Origin of the sequence: Streptomyces sp. NPDC053427, from assembly GCF_044544985.1 — a bacterium.
GTDB lineage: Bacteria > Actinomycetota > Actinomycetes > Streptomycetales > Streptomycetaceae > Streptomyces.
Genome location: NZ_JBITYA010000018.1, coordinates 67416 through 87310 on the forward strand (window position 1 = coordinate 67416; position 19895 = coordinate 87310).

Sequence of the window (19895 nt, forward strand, 5' to 3'; positions counted from 1 at the left end):
TGTCGGTGACGATCTGTCATGACCGGCGCCGCCGCTCGTACCGCGTGGTGGCGTTGTCGGCCTGGTACTCGCACAGATCCTTGTCCCCGTGGTACGCGATGGGGATGTCCTCCTGGGTGTCCCACAGGGCCCAGGGCAGTTCCTGGTTCTTGAAGCGCTGGCCGTCCTGTGGCCGGTAACGGGCTTCGTACCGCGGTGTCGGGCGCGGACGGTGAGCAAGCGTGCCGGCGTCCTCGAACAGGCCCGTGAGACGGCGCTCGGTGTCGGGGGAGGCAGGCAGCGGATCGCCGCCATTGGGTGAAGCAGAGGCAGGGAGCGGCCACTCGTTGGTGTTGAGGCCGGCGGCCAGCAGCTCGGGGAGCGGGGTTCTGGACCTGCGGGCGAGGAGGTACGTCGTCTGCTCCTCGCGCGTGCCTGTACGGCGCTCGCCGAGTGCGACGTGCACGGCTTCCAACTCCTCGGCGATCTGCTGCACCTGGTCCTCGCGCCCAACTCTTCGTGCGGTCTCAAGGGCCTCGATCGTGCGTGACCGCCACGCGGTGATTGCTTCCTCCGCCATCTGTTCGTCCCTGAGCCGAATCGACGGGCAGGGCGGACCTGTCCGTAGGTCGTTTCGCAGTGCAGGACTCGCGAGCCCCGAGCTTGGTTCCAGGCCTCGGCGGCTTCTTATCCCGGTGCTGGGATAACCGGCCCCAGGCCCTCTTCTGCTGTTGGCGTCGCGCTCGGCCACGAGCGCGGCCCGCCGAGCCGAACTTGCGGAAGCCGGTGCCGGCGTACGCGTTTGAAGAGAACCGAGCCTTCCTCGCTGCGGGACACCGTGATGGTGCCGCGGCGGCGGCCGGCACGGAGCACCTTGTCCACCTCGACGGCAGGCAGGCCGATGAGTCTCGCGCTCTCGTCGGCGCGCATCCATGTCTCGTACGGCAGCCGGTTGATCTGGTCCGCCAGGGAACTCTGCATGACCGCCTCCCCCTTCACTTCTGGTGTGCCGGTTGCTCATCCCGGCATCGTGGGTTGACCACACACCATAGTGCACACCACGGCAAAGTCGCGATCTCGGCGAGGAGAGGCATGGATGGCCGGAATCAGGTCATACGCATCTGTAGACACGGTTCGCTTAGTAACGGTTCCGCAACAGCCATCCCAGGGGTTAACCCCGCACGTGACGACGGTATATGACGGAACGTCCGCTATTGCGACGTTGCGAACCGGGATGAACCTTCTGACACTGCGTGAATGACGGAATTGCCTCAGTAGATGGTTTTTCGATCCCTCGTGCGATTTGATGCTGGCGGACGTGTCTCCGCCTGTCGGAAGATTGCGTTCTAGAGCCGATCAAGACGGGGGAGCGATCCGGTATGCCCCAGACGCGTAGCGCGAGCGAGCACAAGTCGTGCGACGGCGATCTCGGGCATCCTCTGGAGGTCGCCGCAACCGCGGCGGCCAAGGACCCCACCAACAAGGCGGCTCTCGCCGAGCTGTTCGACGGGCTGTACGAGCCGGTCGTCCGATTCATGCAGGCACGCATCCAAGACCCGGCGACGGCTGAGGACTTGGCGCAGGAAGTCTTCGTGAAGATCGTGCAGAAGATCGACAAGTACAACGGGGGCGGCGTCTTCGCCTGGGTATGGGCGATCTCGCGCAACGTCTACAACGACTACTTCCGCCCGATGAAGAACCGCGGCTTCGAACAGCCCACCGGCGAGATGTGGCACCTCGACGCGCCCAGCGCCGACATGGGGCCCGAGGAACTGGCCGAGTGGGAAGAGCTGCGCCGAGCCATCAAAGGCAAGCTGGACAAACTCCCCGACCAGCAACATATGGTCCTTCTCCTTCGCATCACCTGCGGGTACTCCACCGCAGAGACTGCGGAGATCATGGGCAAACCAGTGGGTACCATTCGCGTGTTGCAGTGCCGAGCACTGGCCAAGCTGCGGAAGCTGATGCCCGAGGGCGGCAGCAGTCTGGCAACGTTTCTGCTGTCTGCTACCGAAGCGCAGCGGGAAGACGATGTAATACACGCAGCGCCGGTGATGCTGAGGAAGAGAAACGATGCTGGGTCTAGGGGATAGCGCCGTCGCAGGCCAGCTTGACAGCTGCCTGTCCGGCGACGCCGAGCCTGACAACCCCGCGACACGCGGCATGCTCACGGCTGCTGCGGCTCTCGCTCCGCGGCGATCCGTCAGCGAGGGCGCCCGTCAGCGTGCCTTCGCGGCCATGATGCGCGAGGCCGACCGTCGCGCCCGCCCCCTGACCGCCGAGCACTCCGAGGATCTTACGGACCCCGGCCTGCATGCCCGCGTGGCCCAGGTCGGCCCCGGCATGCAGATGCGCGTCGCTGACATCGAAGCGATCAGCGACGAACGCCTTGAGCAGATCGCGGCCAAGTTCGCCGACCGCATCCGGCGAAATGCTCCGGACCGCAATCAGTGAACGAGGGCATACAGGAACTCCATGTCTACGAAGACGACATGGAGACGGATTGCCTGGTCTTCGAGAACACCGAGACCGGCGTCACGGCCATCATCCTGCGACCGGGGCAGTCCTTCGGCAACGCTGTTGAGGCCATCCTGCGCGTCTGCCCCGAGATGAACCGCCCGAGCGTCCAGGACCTGGTGCGTAAGAACTGCCCGAGCATCGTCGAGATGAACGAGCGGCTGGGCGTCGACCAGAACGTCCCGCGGTTCGAGGCTGCTCCCGACGCCGGCGTCATACCGCCCGCCCCGGCCAAGTCCAGCGGAGCACACCGTCGGCGCCGGCCCCCGCGCTGGGCCCGCATCGCGGCCGTGGCCGCCCCCGCCCTCGTCGGTGGCGTCGTCCTTGCCAACTTGCTCCACCCCGCCGCCCCCAAGGCAACTACCGCAGGCCCACTTGCCCCGTCGGCCGCCCCGTCGGTCAGCCAGGAGGACAAGACCGCGGCCAGCACGTACAAGGACCCCTCCTTCGAGAAGATCGCCGAGGGGGGCCGGATAACGTGCGACCCGATGGGCGCGTACGAGGCGAAGTGCGTGGACCAGGACGGCAAGGTCATGACGAGCGAGGCGTCGGTGGGCACCTCGACCGCGTTCACGTTCTCCTACGACTTCGAGAAGGTCGGCTTCCGGCTCTTCCCCGACGTCGACTCAGCCTCAGCGTGGAGCGCCGAGGAGGGGAACAAAGACCTGTACCAGAACGTGAAGCAGCACGGCCGCGTCGTGCTGTGGGGAACGGACAAGAAGCGCATCACGGAGTGGGAGCAGCCATTCCTCGACGAGGAGCGCCGCTCCCGCCAGCATCACGGCGCCCACCCCATGGCCTATGCCGGCGACCCCGAGCCGCTCAGGGTCTCCGCGCCCCTTCCTGACCGTCTCGCCATTCTCGCGTTCGGTACGCTCGGCGTCACCGAGGAATCGGTTCAGCAGGCCGTTCACAGCGACGACGTGCAGTCCGTTCAGCTCCTTCAGGCTGTCCAACTCATCCTCGGCAATGCGGACTTGGGCCAGCTCGGGACGGTCCCATCCGGTGTGAACGACGCAGTCGCCGTTGTCCTGGACGCCAATGACCGGCCCGCGGAGCCTTCGGCCGACGTGCTGTCTCCGGATGCCCCGACCGCCAGCACGACACCGGTCACCCCGCCCGCGGCGAGCGAGCCCACCCCGCCGGCGCCGACTTCTTCTCCGGCCACAACGACGGCACCCGCGGCGGAGCCGAAGCCGGCCGAGACGACTTCGACAAAGCCCGAGACGAGCGACACCAAGCCGCCCGCCACGCAGCCGGAGGAGCCCCGCTCTCCGGCCACCACCACCCCGGAGCCGGAGTCTGTACCTGCTGACCCGGCACCCATCGATCCCGTGGCGGTGGTCGAAGACCTGGTTGACGAGCTGTCTACGAGCGACGAGCAGCAGGATGTACAGCCGGAAACGCCTCCGGCTCCCCCCGCACAGGAGGAGCCGGAAGACGACGGACTGGGCATGGACACCCTGCCCACTGCCTGGGCAGGCTAGAACGGCGGGTTCGGGTGACCGCCGCCGCTGTTCCACGGGTCACCGGCCGGAGCGCCGCCCGTGGGTGCCCCGGACCGCTGTCCCGACACCTTGGTCACCTTCGCCGTGGCGCGCGTCAGCGACGGCCCCACCTCGTCCACGTCCAGCTCGTAGACGGTTCGCTTCACCCCCTCTCGGTCCTCGTAGGAACGCTGCTTCAGGCGTCCCTGCGCGATGACCCGCATGCCGCGCTGGAGGGATTCGGCGGTGTTCTCCGCGGCCTGCCGCCAGACCGAGCAGGACAGGAACAACGCCTCACCGTCCTTCCACTCGTTGGCCTGCCGGTCGAAGGCGCGCGGGGTGGACGCGATGCGGAACTTCGCGACCGCAGAGCCGGAGGGCGTGAAGCGCAGCTCGGGGTCGTCGACCAGGTTGCCGACGACGGTGATGACGGTCTCGCCTGCCACAGGAGAAGGCCTTTCGGGGGTCGGGGTCGGCCCGCCGGACAGCGGGCCGACCGGAAGGGTCAGGAGAAGAGGAGTCGCCAGGTCAGCGGGCCAGGGATGCCGTCCGGGTCGCCGCGCAGTTCGGCGCGGGAACGCTGGAAGTCAGCGACGTTCTGACGGTCCGCCTCCGACCACTTCGGTCCCGGCCCGCTCGTGTAGTGCTTGCCGAAGCCCTTCTTCATGAGCTGCTTGCCGAGCAGGGTGATGTGGCTGTTGTTCTTGCCCGGCCCGAAGTAGGAGGCCCCGGGGAACGGGGGCATCGGCTTCGGGGCGGTGCCGCCGCCGTTGCCGGAGCCGCCGGGGACCTTCGCCTTGGCCTTGGCAAGGGTGAGCAGCTTGGCGAAGGCGATGTTCCCGGGGTCGCCGTGGAAGTTCTCCGGGACGTGGGAGTGGCCGCACCAGCCCTTGAAGGCGTTCCAGGCAGCGAACGACATCCGGGCCTTGGTGTTGCCGTACGAGGACGGGTAGGCCAGCCACGTATCGGGGCCGGTGAGCGGGATGCCGTTGTTCTTGTACTGCCAGGCCATGAACGAGGCCAGGCCATCCAGCGCCCAGTCGGGCGCGGCCGGCCAGTAGATGTAGTCCTTGCCCGCCTTAGCACCGTTCCAGGACTTCGCGTGCTTGGGATCGCAGGTGCCCACCAGCTCGATCTGGATGCAGTTGAGCGTATTCGTCTCGACGCCGCCGGAGGCGTTCACGAGAGCGCGGGCGGAGCGGGTGAAGCTGTAGTGCTGGTAGAAGTCCAGGCGCTTGGCCACGAAGTTCGGCTTCGCGGTGATGTTCGGGGCTTCGGCGCCGTTGCCGTACGACGGCAGCGAGGTGCCCTCGGTGGTGTGGATGACGCCGGCGTTCGGCTTGATCACGTCGCCCTCGTAGCGGGACGAGTAGTCGTACGCGCGGCTGGCGCCCAGGTAGTAGTTGACGGTCACGGTTCCTCCGGTGCTGGTGAGCAGGGAGGCAGCACCGTGCGGGCCCGTGGGTGTTTGTGTCCCGGGCTCAGCCGCCGTCCGGGCCGGGACCGTCGTCGGGCTCGTCGTCGGGCTCGTCGTCGGGGTACTGGAGGGCGTGCAGTGTCTCGGCGAGGCGGGTTGCGAGGTCGGCGGCCGGCCCGGTGTGCTCGACCGCGAGGGGGCCGCCCGCCGCGCCCGTCAGCTCGACTTCCAGGTGGTCTTCCTTGCCGTACTGCTTGCGGTGCTGCCGCTCCAGATACCAGGCCGCGGCGCGCCAGTCGGGGGGCGTGGTGATGGTCTCTTCCAGCACCTTGCCGGAGTGCGGGTCAAACTTGCGGTGTGTGGTGACGATGCCGCCGCGGCTGGCACGGCGGATGTCGAGCGCGGCCGATAGCGCGGCGGCAGAGCGGGCCCGCTCGATCTTCTCGAAGAACTCCACGAAGGGATCGAGGTCGGGGTCAGGGTCATTGCCTGCCGAGCGGTCGACGGCTTCGGTGCGGCCGTAAGCCATCCACCGCAGGAACGTCGCACGCGAGATGCCCGCGTTGACCGCCGCCAGGTCGACGGCGAGCCCGGCGCGGCTGGCCTCGATCAGGCGCGCTTCAACGTCCGGCGTTAGGAGCCGGGCGCGCGCCGGAGTAGCGGAGCGACGGACTTTGCGGCGGGACATGGCGGGGACCGTAGATCAGCTCGCCAACTACCGTCCCGGGCTGAACAGGTGGCCGCAGGAGGGGCAGCACACGCCGGCCGCGCGCTCGTTGTCGCCCGTGTCGCCGAATCCGTCGTCGGCGAAGTCGTCGCTGCCCCGGTCTTTGTCCTGGTCGCCGTTGTCCGGCCCCTGGGGCAGCCCCTCGGGGTCGACCTGGCGCAGCAGCTCCTCCATCTCGTCGTCGGAGATGCACAGGGAGTCGAACAGCTCGGTGTCGGACGTCGCGAGGTCTTCCAGGATTTCGGCGAGCGGGCCCGGGTTCCATCCGCCCGCGGCACCGAGGCGGTTGAGGAGGATCAGGACGGCGTGGGCTTGGCGGTCGTTCTGCGAGGACCAGCCGCGGGTGACGGGGACGAGCCACCCACCGTCGTCGTCCACCAGGAGGCCGTGCGGAACCGGTTCACCGCGGCTCTGCATCTCGATCAGGGCTATGCGGCGGCCGTGCCCGGAGATGACCAAGCTCGTCCGTTCGTCCACGACGGGCGTCTCAATGAACCCGTGGTCCTGGATGGACTTGATGACCCGTTCGATCTCGTGCTTCTTCGGGTTGCCCGGGTCCGGTGGGAGGTCGGTGAGCGGGATGTACGTGATGTGGCGGGGGGCTTGCAGGGGGCTCACGGCTGCTCCTGTCGCGCAGCTCGGGGCCGGGGTTGAGGAGCGGCCGGCGGTCAGCGAGCCCGCGGACTTCAACCGCGGCGTCCCGGCTCGCTACCGGGGCATGCCGTCATGGCCGGACCGTTCGGCCGCTCCTCGGCCGACGTCGTCCCACATGTCCGGACGGGGCAACGTCGGGGCCTGAGCTGGGCTTTCGGCGGGTGCGCGTTCCACCGGGCTCGTCTCGGGCCGGGGCGAACGTTGTCTGAGCCGAACGGGTTGTGTCGCGTGCGCGGTACTCGCAGACGGCTTTGACCTGGTGTACAGTCTGCGTCGTTGGCTGCACGAGCAAGCAGCTACGCCAGGTCTGGTGTAACGAATTCGGCCTTCACTCCGTCCATAGCGACGAAGGCCACCGGCACCAGACCTCAACGCTCCAAAGCCGGTATGAGCAAACCGGCGAACCAGAAGGGTCACCAGAGATGTCCGCACAGTCGGAAGAGCAGGACACCCCCGCCGTTGATGTCGGCGACCTGGCGCTGAGAGCAGCCGTGGCATACCGCGTGAAGTCGCGCGTCGCTGAGATCTGCGACCCGCTGATTGAGGCCAACGCCGAGCACATCAAGGCGACGAAGGGCCTGCGCAGCACAGAGGCCGAGATGCCGCTCGACAGCGGCGGGACCATGCCGGTTGGCGCGTTCACTCGCTCCCTGTCCAAGGCCAAGTTCGTCGTCGTGGACGACAAGAAGGTGCTCGACTACGCGGACGAGCAGGGGGAGACGGAGTATGTCGTCCGCCCCGCGTTCCTCAAGAACCTGCTGAGCCGACTGCGCTACGACCCCAAGACGGGCGTCGTCATCGACTCCACCACCGGCGAGGTCGTCCCGGGCGTCGGCTACGACCCGGGCGGCGTGACCACGAGCGTCAGCCCCAAGTGGAACAAGGCGGGGACCGAGGCCTTGGACGCCCGGCTCGGCTTCATCGCCCTGGCATTGGAGAAGCTGCCCGAGCTGACCGCGGGTGACTTCCTCACGGCGCTGGAGGCAGGCGAATGAGCATCCCCTACGGCCCGCTTCCGCCCAAGAAGCAGCGCTTTGCCGCAGCCGCCTGACCACTTCGCTCGGCCTGCCCGCCCCCGCGCACCGCGGGGGGCTCGGGCACCTCTCGCAAGGAAATCTCGTGATCCCCAGCGTCACCCGCCTGCGGCTGATCGACCAGGCCACCGACCAGCTCGGCGGCAGCGTCAACCCGGCAACCCTCTGCCTGTTCGTCCGGCACCTCCGCCGCGGCGACCTCGACGTCAGTGACTGGCACCGCTGCGCCGACCTTGCAACGTCGGGCGCCCTGACGCACCACCAGGCACGCGCCGCCGCGCACCAGCTCGTCACCGCAGGCCTCCTCGACCGCCGCGTCGTGCCCCGCCGCCGGCGTGGAGACAAGCAGCGCGTCGAGTACCGCCTCGCCCTCCCGCAGAAGCAGGAGACCTCCCAGTGAGCACGCACGTCGCCGACGACCTCGACGAGCAGTACGAGGCCGTAATGGGCCGCAAGGCCCCCTTCACCATGGTCCCGGACTGGATCACCCTGCACGACGAGCTCCACCCGCAGGCAAAGGCCGTGTACGCCGTTCTCGCGATGCACGTGAACGTGTCCAAGAAGGATGACACCGCGTGGCCGACGCGTCTGACCATGGCTGAGATGCTCGGCTGGACCCGCGAGCAGTCGCCGGACAAGTACCTCCAGCAGCTTGAAGCCGCCGGTGCCATCGACACCGAGGACTGGTCACGCCCCAACGGGGCCCGGGGCAAGCTGTATTACGTGCACCAGACGCCACCGGCCGGCTACACGGGCGTCACGACGGTGGCCGAGTGGTACAAGCGCCGCCGTGAGGCCCTGGCGGCGGCTGGTCCGGCGCCGAAGCCGGGGCGCCCTCGCAAAGACGCCACCGAACTGAAGGCGGCGAAGACTGCCATCGCGAAGAAGACCACTGCTGCGAGGCCTGCGGACGAGAAGCCCGTCAAGAAGACTGCGGCGAAGAAGACAGCCACCAAGGAGAAGACGCCCGAGGAACTGGCCCTCGACAAGAAGGCGCAGGACGGGGCCGATAAGTGGTGGACGACGGCCAAGGATCTGGCCGACAAGAAGAAGATGAAGCCGCTCATGGGCAGCAAGCGGCAGCAGAGCGGGTACTTCCTCAACCTGCGCACGAAGATCCGTGACGCTCTTGATGCCGGGTACGACTCCCGCGTCATCTGGCGGGCGCTGGAACAGCTTGGTGAGTGGTCACCGGCCAAGCGCGAGTGGGAGACCACTCTCGCCAGCCTCAACGGCATCCCCGTCGGCCGGCGCCCCAGCGGCCGGGCTCCGATCTTCACCAACTCCCAGTGGACCCAGGGCGGCGACGACCCGTCCGCACCCTCGGTCGCGCCGACCACGCCCGACCTGAGCGAGTACGGGTTCGAAGACGATGACGTGGCCTGACGGCCAGACCAACGAGAGGGGGGACGACATGTCACTCACCCTTCCGGCCCCGGCGCCGGAGATCAGCGGCTGTGAACCCGTGCGCGCGGGCGGCCCCATCGCTCACATCGCGAGCATCTTGCAGCGGCGCGGCCTGGAGCCGAACCGTGCGCTGGCCGACGATGACCGGCCGGACAGCACCGAGGAGTACCAGCGGGAGGTGTACCAGCAAGCCTGGGTCAACTCCCTGGTACGCGCAGGGCACTCGGACTACGCGCGGTACAAGCTCGCTCACCTGGACGAGGTCGAGCAGCACCGCGAGCACTTCCGCAGGTACATCGACCACCACGCCGAGGCACGGCGCCACAACCGGGCACAGCGGACTCTGCCCGCCGAGCAGCAGCAGCTACGCCGCCCGAAGATCATGCACATGATCGTTCCGGGTACGACGGGCGCCGGGAAGACGGTGAGTGCTGTCGCGGCCGGGAGCTACGCGGTCGAGCGCGGGCTCATGGCCCGGTTCCTCGTGCACTCCCACTACCTGAAGTGGATGCGGCCCGACGGGGCTCCGCCCGGGATGACGCAGCTCATGGTGCGTGAGTTCTACGAGCGGTGCGACGTCCTGGTGCTCGATGACGTGTGCCAGCAGATGGACGAGTACGCGACCAACCACGTACGCGATCACACGTCGGATCTGATCAGTGCGCGCATGCACTCGAACCGGCCCACCATCTTCACGACGAACCGCAACTCCGCGCAGTTGACCGTGATCCTCGGGGAGGCCCTGGTGTCCCGCATCGGCAGCCGCGCTCAGGTCCTGAGCATGCAGGGATCCGACCGCCGCATGCCGAAGACTTGGTAGGATAGGTGGCTTTTTGGGAGGACGCAGGGAGAACATTCCGGCTCCATGGGCCACAGTGATCTAGGCTGTCGGCGACCGGGCGCTCACGAGCGAGGGCGCACCGGAACGACGCTCCGGGAGGACATCACTGTGGCCCCATCCCCTTTTCTTGCCGACAAGTCCGAGGCAGAAGTCCGTGCCGCCGAACGGGTCCTCAAGACAGGCACCTGGGCGATCACCTCGGGCGCCGTCCTGTTCAGCGTGCTGACCGTGACCCCGCTCGTCGAGTCCGTCACACCGCCCGGCTGGCAGTGGACTGCTCCGATCCTGCCGATCGTCGTGGACGCGGCGGTCGTCATCGTGATTCAGCTCGACTCCGTCATCTCACGACTCGGCGGCAACGGCGGCGCGTGGCCGGCGCTCCTGCGCTGGATGACCGGATTCATGACGCTGCTGCTCAACGTTGGGAACTCGGCCCTGCATCACGACTGGGTCGGCGTCGCCGTGCACTCCACAGCCCCATTGCTCCTGATCGTCACTGCGGAGGCGAGTCTGTCGTACCGTCGCGCCATCAGCGCCGCGCTCGCACGCATCGAGAACGAGAAGGTTGCGGCCGTCGAGCGCCAGCGCCAGGAGCGAGAGGCCGCGGCGAAGCGCCTGCGCGAGGAGCAGCAGCGCGAGCGGAACGAACAGGAAGCCGCGGCACAGAAGAAGCGTGAACATGAGGAGCGCGTCGCCCGCGAGGCAGCCCAGCGTGAGGAAGAGCGACTGCGTCAGGAGCACGAGCACGAGCTGGCCATGGAGAAGGAGCGCGGCGAGCGCGAGGCGGCCGAGCGCAAGGACGCCGCCGACCGGGAGGAAGCCCGTCTTCGTGCGCAGCGCGAGTACGACCTGCGTATGGAGAGCGACCGGGCCGAGCGTCAGGCCCGAGTGGACAAGGAGAAGGCGGACCGCGAGGAGCGGGATCGTATCCGGGAGGCGGACGAGCGCCGCCGCCGGGAGGAGCGCGAGGAGAAGGAACGCCTCGCTGCCCAGACGCCGCAGCCTGTCAGGGTCTCCCCGGTCAAGGCCTCTTCCGCCGCACCGGCGGTCAATGCGAAGCTCCCGCGCCAGGCGCGGGCCGTCGAAGCGGTGGTCATGGCCAACGAGTTCTCCGGGATGACGCAGTCCGACGCTGAGCTTGCCCTCTTCGCGCTGTACCGGGCTGCCCGGGATGCGAACACCTTCGCCGACTGGGAGAGGGACAACCCGCTGTTCGCGCCGGGCGGCGAGTTCTGCGGCAGCAACCTTGGCCGCCGCCTGGGCCGTACGGATGCTGCCGGCCGCAAGAACGTAAAGCCCAAGTTCGAGCGTTGGTATCTGGAGAGCAAGGAGCAGGCGCAGGAGAAGGAATTGATCGGCGTGAGCTGATCCGTGCCTTCCGCTTCTGTGACGGCGGGTGCCTCGTATTCTCGGGGCGCTCGCCGTCGTCGTATCGGCACCAGTGAACGGACTGACCTCATGGACCCCTCACGCCAGGCTGCTGAAGCGCGGCTTCTCGCCGCCGGCCATGCGCGCGAGGTCGCGGACTTCGCCCGCGGCATCGTCGGCGACTCCTCCAGCGATGTCGCCGCGGCCGACCGCATCCGCGCGGCCCGGCGGCTCCGACTGTTGAGCCTCCAGGTGCTGAACTGGACCGTCCGCGCCGAGGTGCTGAGCGGGACGTCATGGACCGAGCTGGCCGCCTCGCTCGGCCGCGATGAAGACGCGCTGCGCGAGGAATTCGAGGACAGCACGCTCCAGTGGACGAAGGACCACGACGCCGACCCGGAGCAACCGGAGCAAAGTCTCGCAGCGGCCGAGGCCCTTGATGCCTGGTACAAGCGGCACGCTGACGGTCTGCTAGATCCGGCCACCCAAGCACCGGTTTCCAGTCTCTTCACACCCCCGAATGCCTAGCCAAGGTGGTAAACTGTAAACCACGCCAAAGGGAGATGTAAGGCCTCCTGAAGGCGCACCATGCCCCGGCACGAGCGAGCCGGGGCATGAACGCTCCGAACAATCAGGAAGGCATCACCGTGGCCGGACGCGTCGCCCCCGAGCGCCAGAGAACCACCATCACGCCCAACGGGCACCCGTCGTGGCCCATGCTCCTCCTTGCGGGGACGGAGAAGTCCGGCAAGTCCTACGAGGCCGCCAAGTTCTCCGGCAGCGACCTGATCGGCCGGACCTTCTGGGTCGAGATCGGCGAGGGTGAGGGCCACCACTACGGGTCTGTGCCGGGCGCCCGCTACGAGCTGGTACCGCACGACGGCGGCTTCCTCGACCTCCTCGACGCCGTCCGCTGGGCCGCCTGGCAGCCCCGCGGCGAGGACGGCAAGCCGAACGCAATCGTCCTGGACTCTGCGAGCATCCTGTGGGATCTCGTCGGTGACGAGCAGGCCGTGATCGCCCGCCAGCGCGCCGCCGTTCGAGCCGCGCGGCAGAAGCTGCCCGCTCCTGAGCCGAGCGACTACACCATCACCAGCGACCAGTGGAACGTGGCCAAGCGACGATGGGGCATGGTGATCGATGCTCTGCGTCATCACGACGGACCGGTCATCATCTGCGCGCGCATGGATGAGGTCACCCTGTTCGACGCAGCCGGGCAGCCGACCAAAGATCGCACGTGGAAGATCCAGGCAGAGCGGAAGCTTCCCTTCGAGGTCACCGGCACAGTCCAGCTCCGCGGATACCGGCGGGCGTTCCTGACCGGGATGCGCAGCCTGCGCCTCAACATCGACCCGGACGCGACTGTCCCGTACCCGGGGTTCTCCCTCGACAAGCTGATGCGAGACCTCGGCCTGCACGAGCTGCCCACCGCTCAGCGCACCTACGTGGCCCCGCGGCCCGAGGCCTACATCGAGGAGCACGCCGCCGAGGTGGCGCGGCTCGCCGAACGGGCGTCCCGCTCGCGGGACGCCCGTCGGCAGGCGGCACAGGGACAACTGCCCGACGCCGACGAGGTCTCCGCCGCCATCCGGACCGCCTTCGAGTCCGACGGCGACAAGCGCAAGGAGCTGGTCAAGGTCCGATCCCACTACGGGGCGAGCATCCTGGCGCAGGTCCAGGTCACCACCCCGTGGGGGCAAACGGACGCGAACTCGGCGATCGGCACGGCGCTCACCCACGTCCCTCCGTCCACTCCGACCCAACCGTCCGGACCGGCGGAGCCGAATGACTCGCGTCAGCCGCAGCAGCAGCAGACGCGGCCGGAGAAGCCGCAGCAGCTCAACCCGAGGGAGATCGAGCAGTACCTGACCGACGCTCTGCGCGATCCGGAGAAGGGCCGCGCACTGCTCACCGGACTTCAGGAGCAGTGTGGTCCGGGCCCGCTGCGGCAGACCGTGGTGAAGACCGAGTGGGGCACGATGGAAGCGAACTCGGCGATCAAGTTGGCGCTCCTCGCCATCGATGCCCGACTCAAGCCGGCCCCCGAGCAGCCGTCCGCCCCGGCCGCCGAACCGACCCCGCCCCAGACATCTGAACCCGCTTCAGTGTCTCCCCGGCCGCCTCGCGCGCACATGACCGCTGAGGAGCGGGCGTTCGCCAACTCGCTCGCGGAGGCGGCGTTCCAGGCGCAGATGCTCGGCGTGAGCAGCATGGACTTCCTCGACGAGCTGCTGCCCGAGGACGCGACCAGCATCGAGCAGATCCGCGGAGGATCGCGGCTCCTCGACCATGTCCGGACGCACCGCCCCCAGGTGTTGGAGGCGCTGCGGAGTCAGGGAATGACGGTGGCGGCGGACGAGTACGCGAAGTTCGGCGAGAGGGTGCCCGCACGGGGCATCCACCAGTTCATCAAGAAGGTGCTCCAGCCGCGTTGACGGGTGACGTGGCGTGCCTGGTCCCGGAGGGGCCGAAACGGATCTCCGCCGCCCCGGCGCAGGCGCGGTTTCACGTCACGTCACGTCACGCCATGAGGCGCACGGAGAGCATCACGGGTGCGCGCCCGGGTGCTGGCGGGTCAGTTCGGGTCCGCGTACCCCGAGCCGCGGAAAGGTACGACCCAACGAAGGTACGGGGTACGGCGGCGGCAAGGTACGGGGTACGGGGTCCGGCCGACGTGCCCGGGTACGCCGCCCGAAGGTACGGGGTACGGGGTACGGCCCGGGTACGCGGACCCGCAGGCCGCGCACGGGGGGTACGGCTCCGAGGTGTTCCCCTGGGGAACACCCCAGCCGGCCGTCGGCACCACGTAGACCGCGGCACTGCGGCCGGGACCCGGCGGACGGGTACGCGCCTCTGACCTGCACGTATGCGGCCGTACCGAAGAGGCGGCCTGCGCGTACCCGAACCCGTACCCGTGGTGCTCCCCGTACCCGTACCCGTACCCGAACGCGTCCGCTGGGCCGTACCCCCGCACTCCGTACCCCCGCCCGGCCGAGCCCCGTACCCCGCCCGGCCGTCACGGCGTACCCCGTACCCCCAGCGGCGGGGGTACGGGGTACGGGCGAAAACGAGAGAGGGCGTACCCACTGGGGTACGCCCTCCACTGCGATCGAGCCGCGCTACGCGCCGGCGCTCTCCTCGCGCTGTCTCTTCCGCTCGGCCGCCGCCGCGGCGGCGCGGTCCTGGTCGGCCTGCTGCTCTTCGCGCACCAGCTCCAGGAAGCGCTCGGGGTATTCGTCGGCGAGGCGCCGACGAGCGCGGGCCCGCGGGTTCGACTCCGGGGGGAGGTGGCCACGGCGCGCGATCAGGGCCGCGGCGACGTTGTGCAGGAGCTGGCTCTCGTGGTCCGCCCGAGCGCGGAACGCGTCGAGGCGCGCCCGGCGAGCATTGTTGCTCTCGCCCTCCGGCGCCGGGACGAATTTCTCCGGAGCCTTCACCAGGTCGGGGATCAGCCGCCGAGCCTTGCGGGCAAGCTCCGGGGAGCGGATGGCGTACGCGGCGACCTGGTCCACGTCCCCGTGCACCTGGTCGTAGATGAAGGCGGCGAGCGCCTGGCCGAACTGCCGATTGGTCAGCGCGCGGTAGGCGTCGATCTGCTCGCGCACCTTGGCCGGGTCCGGCTCCGTCCACTGATCTCGCTCGGGCTTGGCCTGGCCGCTCTGCTGCGTTGCCGCCATACCGGCTGGCCCTCCTGAAGTTGCTCGTGGCCGGCCGGTGCCGACATGGGGTGCAGGGCGAGGTGGCCGCCGTGCGACCGATCCCCCCGCGGGCCGGATCGTCCCGGGTAGCAGCCAGTACCCGGCCATCTTGGCGCTCTTCCTCGCGGCTACGCTCCGGGTCACCAGAAGATGGACCAGGAACCGCGTGGATGCTTCCTTCGGCGGTGAGATCGGCGGCACGGCGGCCACCTCGATGCGGATGATACCCGTGCAGTCCCCGCAGGGCCGCACGCTGCGGCGTTATCCGGCCGCTGTAGGCGATTTCCGGCTAGTGGCGGACTCGATGGCCGGAGCGACGCGGGTCGGCTTCCAGATCAGGTCGTAGGCGCTCTGGGATGCGGCCAGGAGACCGACAAACGTGGCGAGGGTCGGCACGCCGTGCTGGAACTGCTGCGGGCCGCCGATCGCGATGACCGTGACGACGCCGGCGATCAGCGCGGAGGCCACGGCAACGACCTTCTTCACGTGGGCAGACCATCGCGGCTGCTGGACTACGGCGGTGAGGAGCGGCAAGAGGGCGCCGACGGCGGAGCCCGTGGCGATCGAGTTGAGTGTGGACGACATGGTGAGTTCCCGTCTGTCGGTGGGAGGGACGACTGGACCCTGCACCCGGGCCGGGCCTTACGTCGCGGCCACGTTCATCGGCTGCCTTCGTCGAGGTCCGCGGCGATCTCCTCCGGCGGCTCGGGGGCGGGCCGGCCCAGGGACCGGGCGACCAGGCCGCGCAGATCACGGATGTACTCCAGGGCCGCAGCCTTCCAGCGGCGGTCCTTGCGCTGCTCCTCCTGGAGCTCGCGCACCTCGCGCGTCAGCTCCAGGTGCCCGGCCTCCAGCATCGTGACCCGGTCGACGGTCTGCGCGTGCATGGTGCGTTCCTGGTCGAGGAGCACCGACTGTTGATCGAGCATGCCGCGCTGCTGGTCGAGCAGCGAGGAGAAGCCCGCAGTCACGGTCTTCATCGCTTCGACGTACGTCTGACCCTCGGTGGCCTCGGCGGTCAGCTTGGCCTTCACGGTCTCCACGCGTTCGTCGGTCTCGCCTCTGCGCTTGACCTGCCGGTAGCTGAAGAAGGCGCCGGTAATGACGCCAAGGGCACCGAAGGCGGGAGCGAAGACGGGCGCCGCGGAGTTCAGCCAGTCCATGGCGCCTCCTCATGATGAATGGGTTGGGTGCGCGGGAGCCGGGACCGTAGCCCGCGGCCCCCCGCAGCCCGCACGTTGCACTACTGGATTCGCTTATGTCCTCGCGTACCGAGCGTCAGGGCGCCCCGGTCAGGGGCGACGAGGAGACGACGCCGGCCGCGGCGTTCCACCCTTTACGGATCGCGTCGAGGATCAGGTCATCCGTGACGGCTGCCGCCATTTGAGCCGGGTCGGGTGACCCTGCGGCAGCCGCGGCGATGAGGAGACTCGGGGCCACGACCAGGCCCGGTGTCATGGAGGCAGCCATCGCCTCGCTGGGGCTGAGCGCAGTACGGGCGAGGCTTATCCGCAGTGGGTAGCCCGGGGTGTCCGAGCTCTCCATCAGTACCTCTCTGGCCACCACGGCGATGCCCATGCGGATGCGTGGCAGTAAAGATGCCTCACAGGCCAGCGCGCACATGGCGGTGAGGGAGAGCGGGAGCGTGGGCATGGCAGAGCCGCCTTTCTACTTGGTGAAGGTCACTCGGAGCTTGGGAGGGTTGGTTTGGCCGTAGCCGCGGGCGCGGCCGTAGTACGTCGAGGACGTGCTGTTGGGGTCGAGGGCGATGCCGCGCCACGACGTGCTGTCGAACACGGCCGTGATGTCGACCCATTTGCCTTCGTTGCGGGCCCAGGAGATGGTCTTGGACTCCGAATCGGAGGAGAAAGTGGAAGGCCGTGACGTGTGCTTGTGGGCCTTGATTACGGCTTTGCCCCCGCTGTTCGAGTACCAGTGATCGAAGTACAGGTAGACCTCGGCTTTGATGATCGTGGCGCCGGACAGGTCAGTGCCGAGCGCGGACGGGAAGCCGATCAGGGAGGCTTGGACGCCGTTCGTGGAGCTGTAGTAGCCCTGGTAGCAGGAGTTGCCCCAGTAGCTGTTGTAGGCGCCGCGGTTGGCGTACGACCCGCTCCAGGTCGCCGAGTACGTCTTGGTGTACTTCTGCACCGGCGGGGTGGTGGAGCCGCCGCCAGTGTTGTATCCACCGGTCTCCGGGACGTGCGGCCCGATGTCCTCGACGTAGAACTTGCCGAGCGATGTGGAAGCTCCGTAGAGGGCGATGGTCTGACCGCTCGGTCCGAAGGCGTTCACGAAGGTGATGAGCATTCGCTTCGTACCCGCGCCCAGGTCGCTGCCGGGGACGATGTGTTCCAGCCGGGCCGTGAAGGAGTTGCCCACGGCCATGGGCCAGATGGCGACGTGCAGTTGTGAGCTGGTGATGGTGGGCGCGCCGCTCCCACCGTTGCGCAGTCGTAGCTGGAGTTCGCCGCCCGCGGCCGACGGGTTGGCTCGGACCTCGAACACGATCCGATACATGCGCGTCGGGTCGATGTCGACGCTCAGCTCCACGAAGCCCAGCTCACTGCCGGAGGCCGTGACGGTGCTGGCTTGGTAGTCGATGGCGAGGATGCCGCGCGGCAGCTGGTCGAGGTACGTCGTCCAGTCGGCACCGCCGACAGTGAAGCCCTCGGCGACCGTCAGGCGCTGGAAGCCGGCACCGCCGTCCTGGTCGATGGTGGCCACCGGCAGACCGTCGGTGCTGAGGGTCAGGTAGTTCGGTCGACCGGTCATCAGCGCCACGGCCTCTTCGCCGGCGTCGTCGAAAAGTTGCAGACCCTGCGGGCTGATCTCCGCGCGGGCCCCCGCGACGCCGGACGCCATGACGACCCGGCACGAAGCGTTGTCGTACTGCACGGTGCCCGCGGTGCCGTCTATCGACGAGCAGGCGACGCGGAGCTGCGTGGTGCCGGTTGGTGCTGCATCCGTGGGCAGACCGGTGACGCGGGTCCACGCGCCCTTGACCGCGATCCCGTCCCCGGTGGTGATGGTGCTGTATCCGAGGACGTTGCCCGATGTGTCGAGCCACTGGCCGTACAGGCTGATCCGGGCGCCGTTCCAGTCGGCCGAGGCCCGGTAGTCCATGCCGAGCCACAGCTTCTGTCCGGGCACGGCGGGAAGGGTCGCGAGAGTCATGGACCGGGTGACCACCGTGGCGTTCACGGTCGAGACCTGGAGGGCCCGCGCAGTTCCGTTGCCCGGCGTGACGATGGACCAGTACGAGCTACCGGCCACCCTCTGGTCGGAGACGGCACCCTCGAAGCTGGGGTCGGCGATGATGTTGCCGTCGGTGCCGACGGACAGCCGGTCGGCGGTGAGTGACCCAGCCTTGATGTGGGTGGCGTCGATGGTGCCTGCGAGGATCTTGGTGGCGGTCACCGCGTTCGCGGCCAACTTGTCGGCGGTTACGGACAACGCGGCCAGCTTGTCCGCCGTGATCGCCAAGGCTGCGATCTTCTCCGCAGTGATGCCGAGCGCGACGATCTTTTCGGCCGTCACCGAGTTCACGGCCAGTTCCATGGCGCTGATCGACCCGGCGACGACCATGCCGGCCGCGACGACCGTGCGGGCCTCGACGTTGTCGAACCACACCCGCCCGACGGAGGCTTCCGACGCCTCGACGCGCAGGGAGGCGCCGACCGTACCGGCCGGGGCCTGTACCTGATCCTGGGCACGCGCCCATGGGCCGCCGAGCACCAGGGGGGCGGTGGCGACGCCGTACCCGAGGACCCTGCCGTCAGCGTCGTCGTATCGCAGGAACAGCTTCGCTGCCGAGCCGTCGAAGTCGGAGGACGCCTTGGAGTCGAAGGCGAGGAAGTGCCGCTCGCCGGGCAACACCCTCAGGTAGGCGAGTTGGAGGCTGCGCCACTCCTTGATGGCGTTCGTGCTGTCGACGGACAGGGCGGTCGGGCTGTTGTTGCCGGGCGTGGTGAGGGTCCACTCCGGGTGGTCGGCGATGAGCTGCGCGGTCTGCGGTCGCTCGAAGCTGGGGTCCGGGGCGAGGTTGCCGGCGCCGAGCGCGAGCTGGTCGGCGCCGATCGCGCCGAGCTTCACCTTGGCCGCCGAGACGGCCTGTTCGGCGAGCTTCGTCTCGGTGATGATCCCGTCGATCAGGTCCTTCGGCACGGCCTGGCGTGGGGTGCCTTCCACGGCGGTGGAAGCGGGGCCGGTGAGCGCTGCGGTGTTCGCGGCGACGAGACGGACCCATACGGCGTCGTAGCCCTCGATCGCGATGGTCACGGTGCCGCCGAGCGGAGCGGTGATGGTGGCGACCTGTGTGCTCACGTCCGGTGTGAAGTCCGCGGTCGGGCCGACATGGACCTGGACGAGCGAGAAGTCGGACGGTGACTCGTATGCGTCGTCCCATTCGCCGTCCCAGCCCACGAGGAGCCCGGCGAGGACCGCTTCGAGGGCGGGAGGCGTGGGAGTGGGCGGCGGGACGGTGTTGACGGGGACCAGAGCGACGCCGCCGTCGGGCTGGACGCCCACGCTGCCCTTGAGGGTGCCTTCGTCGTCGTAGATGTCGAGAGACCCACCGCCCTCGATCGATGTGAAGCCGGCCTGCGTGGAGCGTTCGAGCGCCTGGAGCCGACGGTCGTAGTCGGCCAGCATTTGCGCGAAGCGCTGCGCATCCGACTGGTTGTCCAGGAAGGTCGCCATGGCCGCGGATGCTGGGGGCCGCGATCGGTTTGCGTCTCGGGCTGCTGTTCCCCTGGGGAACAGCA

21 protein-coding genes are annotated in these 19895 nt (G+C 68.6%); 10 read left to right on the forward strand and 11 right to left on the reverse strand.

All coding sequences use genetic code 11. The annotated features are described in order from the left end of the window. Positions 1–16 precede the first annotated feature (16 nt). Complete coding sequence (locus ACIGWZ_RS37245; protein ID WP_400072116.1) at positions 17–559, reverse strand: hypothetical protein; 543 nt, start codon at positions 557–559, stop codon at positions 17–19. A 107-nt stretch (positions 560–666) separates the two neighbouring features. Then, a complete protein-coding gene (locus ACIGWZ_RS37250; RefSeq protein WP_400072118.1) occupies positions 667–960 on the reverse strand; it encodes a hypothetical protein in 294 nt (97 codons plus the stop codon). A 398-nt stretch (positions 961–1358) separates the two neighbouring features. On the opposite strand from ACIGWZ_RS37250, the gene ACIGWZ_RS37255 reads away from it, so the two are divergent. From ACIGWZ_RS37255 to ACIGWZ_RS37265, 3 genes are all read left to right on the forward strand, one after another. Further along, a complete protein-coding gene (locus ACIGWZ_RS37255) occupies positions 1359–2072 on the forward strand; it encodes an RNA polymerase sigma factor (protein ID WP_400072120.1) in 714 nt (237 codons plus the stop codon). A 145-nt stretch (positions 2073–2217) separates the two neighbouring features. Beyond that, positions 2218–2433, forward strand: coding sequence for a hypothetical protein (locus tag ACIGWZ_RS37260; RefSeq protein ID WP_400072122.1), 216 nt, complete (start codon positions 2218–2220; stop codon positions 2431–2433). Then, positions 2430–3983: a hypothetical protein gene (locus ACIGWZ_RS37265; protein WP_400072123.1), complete on the forward strand. Its 1554-nt coding sequence runs from the start codon at positions 2430–2432 to the stop codon at positions 3981–3983. Before ACIGWZ_RS37260 ends, ACIGWZ_RS37265 begins: the two co-directional genes overlap by 4 nt. Here the strand turns inward: ACIGWZ_RS37265 and ACIGWZ_RS37270 are convergent. From ACIGWZ_RS37270 to ACIGWZ_RS37285, 4 genes are all read right to left on the reverse strand, one after another. Beyond that, entirely contained in the window at positions 3980–4429 is a 450-nt protein-coding gene (locus ACIGWZ_RS37270) for a single-stranded DNA-binding protein (protein ID WP_400072126.1), read from the reverse strand. The two genes, ACIGWZ_RS37265 and ACIGWZ_RS37270, sit on opposite strands and share 4 nt — an antisense overlap. Positions 4430–4488: 59 nt before the next feature. Then, positions 4489–5397, reverse strand: a complete 909-nt coding sequence (locus tag ACIGWZ_RS37275) for a peptidoglycan-binding protein (RefSeq protein ID WP_400072127.1) — start codon at positions 5395–5397, stop codon at positions 4489–4491. 67 nt (positions 5398–5464) lie between these two features. Next, positions 5465–6088, reverse strand: coding sequence for a hypothetical protein (locus ACIGWZ_RS37280; RefSeq protein ID WP_400072129.1), 624 nt, complete (start codon positions 6086–6088; stop codon positions 5465–5467). Positions 6089–6115: 27 nt separating this feature from the next. Next, positions 6116–6745 carry a ParB N-terminal domain-containing protein gene (locus tag ACIGWZ_RS37285; protein ID WP_400072130.1) on the reverse strand — a complete coding sequence of 210 codons (630 nt, stop codon included), beginning with the start codon at positions 6743–6745 and terminating at the stop codon, positions 6116–6118. Positions 6746–7203: 458 nt separating this feature from the next. Here ACIGWZ_RS37285 and ACIGWZ_RS37290 point away from each other — a divergent pair, with 458 nt between their 5' ends. From ACIGWZ_RS37290 to ACIGWZ_RS37320, 7 genes are all read left to right on the forward strand, one after another. Continuing rightward, positions 7204–7776, forward strand: coding sequence for a hypothetical protein (locus ACIGWZ_RS37290; RefSeq protein ID WP_400072132.1), 573 nt, complete (start codon positions 7204–7206; stop codon positions 7774–7776). A gap of 124 nt (positions 7777–7900) precedes the next feature. Further along, positions 7901–8215, forward strand: coding sequence for a hypothetical protein (locus ACIGWZ_RS37295; RefSeq protein WP_400072134.1), 315 nt, complete (start codon positions 7901–7903; stop codon positions 8213–8215). Beyond that, positions 8212–9201: a hypothetical protein gene (locus ACIGWZ_RS37300; RefSeq protein WP_400072135.1), complete on the forward strand. Its 990-nt coding sequence runs from the start codon at positions 8212–8214 to the stop codon at positions 9199–9201. Before ACIGWZ_RS37295 ends, ACIGWZ_RS37300 begins: the two co-directional genes overlap by 4 nt. A 28-nt stretch (positions 9202–9229) precedes the next feature. Continuing rightward, on the forward strand, positions 9230–10042 hold the full coding sequence (locus ACIGWZ_RS37305) for an ATP-binding protein (RefSeq protein ID WP_400072137.1): 813 nt from the start codon (positions 9230–9232) through the stop codon (positions 10040–10042). A 129-nt stretch (positions 10043–10171) separates the two neighbouring features. Then, positions 10172–11431 (forward strand): DUF2637 domain-containing protein, encoded by a 1260-nt coding sequence (locus tag ACIGWZ_RS37310; protein WP_400072139.1) that lies wholly within the window; start codon positions 10172–10174, stop codon positions 11429–11431. Positions 11432–11521: 90 nt separating this feature from the next. Next, complete coding sequence (locus tag ACIGWZ_RS37315) at positions 11522–11959, forward strand: hypothetical protein (protein ID WP_400072141.1); 438 nt, start codon at positions 11522–11524, stop codon at positions 11957–11959. 86 nt (positions 11960–12045) lie between these two features. Continuing rightward, complete coding sequence (locus ACIGWZ_RS37320; protein WP_400072143.1) at positions 12046–13866, forward strand: hypothetical protein; 1821 nt, start codon at positions 12046–12048, stop codon at positions 13864–13866. A gap of 684 nt (positions 13867–14550) precedes the next feature. Here the strand turns inward: ACIGWZ_RS37320 and ACIGWZ_RS37325 are convergent. The 5 genes from ACIGWZ_RS37325 to ACIGWZ_RS37345 all read right to left on the reverse strand — a co-directional run bounded on the left by ACIGWZ_RS37325 (position 14551) and on the right by ACIGWZ_RS37345 (position 19830). Then, positions 14551–15108: a hypothetical protein gene (locus ACIGWZ_RS37325; protein ID WP_400072145.1), complete on the reverse strand. Its 558-nt coding sequence runs from the start codon at positions 15106–15108 to the stop codon at positions 14551–14553. Positions 15109–15390: 282 nt separating this feature from the next. Next, complete coding sequence (locus ACIGWZ_RS37330) at positions 15391–15714, reverse strand: hypothetical protein (RefSeq protein ID WP_400072147.1); 324 nt, start codon at positions 15712–15714, stop codon at positions 15391–15393. A gap of 74 nt (positions 15715–15788) precedes the next feature. Continuing rightward, on the reverse strand, positions 15789–16292 hold the full coding sequence (locus ACIGWZ_RS37335) for a hypothetical protein (protein ID WP_400072149.1): 504 nt from the start codon (positions 16290–16292) through the stop codon (positions 15789–15791). 115 nt (positions 16293–16407) lie between these two features. Next, positions 16408–16782, reverse strand: coding sequence for a hypothetical protein (locus ACIGWZ_RS37340; RefSeq protein WP_400072151.1), 375 nt, complete (start codon positions 16780–16782; stop codon positions 16408–16410). A 15-nt stretch (positions 16783–16797) separates the two neighbouring features. Beyond that, on the reverse strand, positions 16798–19830 hold the full coding sequence (locus ACIGWZ_RS37345) for a hypothetical protein (RefSeq protein ID WP_400072153.1): 3033 nt from the start codon (positions 19828–19830) through the stop codon (positions 16798–16800). Positions 19831–19895 lie beyond the last annotated feature (65 nt).

Bases quoted from the DNA above. Each gene is read 5' to 3' on its own strand.
- ACIGWZ_RS37245 (WP_400072116.1), bottom strand. From the start codon at position 559: ATGGCGGAGGAAGCAATCACCGCGTGGCGGTCACGCACGATCGAGGCC.
- ACIGWZ_RS37250 (WP_400072118.1), bottom strand. From the start codon at position 960: ATGCAGAGTTCCCTGGCGGACCAGATCAACCGGCTGCCGTACGAGACA.
- ACIGWZ_RS37255 (WP_400072120.1), top strand. From the start codon at position 1,359: ATGCCCCAGACGCGTAGCGCGAGCGAGCACAAGTCGTGCGACGGCGAT.
- ACIGWZ_RS37260 (WP_400072122.1), top strand. From the start codon at position 2,218: ATGATGCGCGAGGCCGACCGTCGCGCCCGCCCCCTGACCGCCGAGCAC.
- ACIGWZ_RS37280 (WP_400072129.1), bottom strand. From the start codon at position 6,088: ATGTCCCGCCGCAAAGTCCGTCGCTCCGCTACTCCGGCGCGCGCCCGG.
- ACIGWZ_RS37290 (WP_400072132.1), top strand. From the start codon at position 7,204: ATGTCCGCACAGTCGGAAGAGCAGGACACCCCCGCCGTTGATGTCGGC.
- ACIGWZ_RS37305 (WP_400072137.1), top strand. From the start codon at position 9,230: ATGTCACTCACCCTTCCGGCCCCGGCGCCGGAGATCAGCGGCTGTGAA.
- ACIGWZ_RS37315 (WP_400072141.1), top strand. From the start codon at position 11,522: ATGGACCCCTCACGCCAGGCTGCTGAAGCGCGGCTTCTCGCCGCCGGC.
- ACIGWZ_RS37320 (WP_400072143.1), top strand. From the start codon at position 12,046: ATGAACGCTCCGAACAATCAGGAAGGCATCACCGTGGCCGGACGCGTC.
- ACIGWZ_RS37325 (WP_400072145.1), bottom strand. From the start codon at position 15,108: ATGGCGGCAACGCAGCAGAGCGGCCAGGCCAAGCCCGAGCGAGATCAG.
- ACIGWZ_RS37330 (WP_400072147.1), bottom strand. From the start codon at position 15,714: ATGTCGTCCACACTCAACTCGATCGCCACGGGCTCCGCCGTCGGCGCC.
- ACIGWZ_RS37335 (WP_400072149.1), bottom strand. From the start codon at position 16,292: ATGGACTGGCTGAACTCCGCGGCGCCCGTCTTCGCTCCCGCCTTCGGT.
- ACIGWZ_RS37340 (WP_400072151.1), bottom strand. From the start codon at position 16,782: ATGCCCACGCTCCCGCTCTCCCTCACCGCCATGTGCGCGCTGGCCTGT.
- ACIGWZ_RS37345 (WP_400072153.1), bottom strand. From the start codon at position 19,830: ATGGCGACCTTCCTGGACAACCAGTCGGATGCGCAGCGCTTCGCGCAA.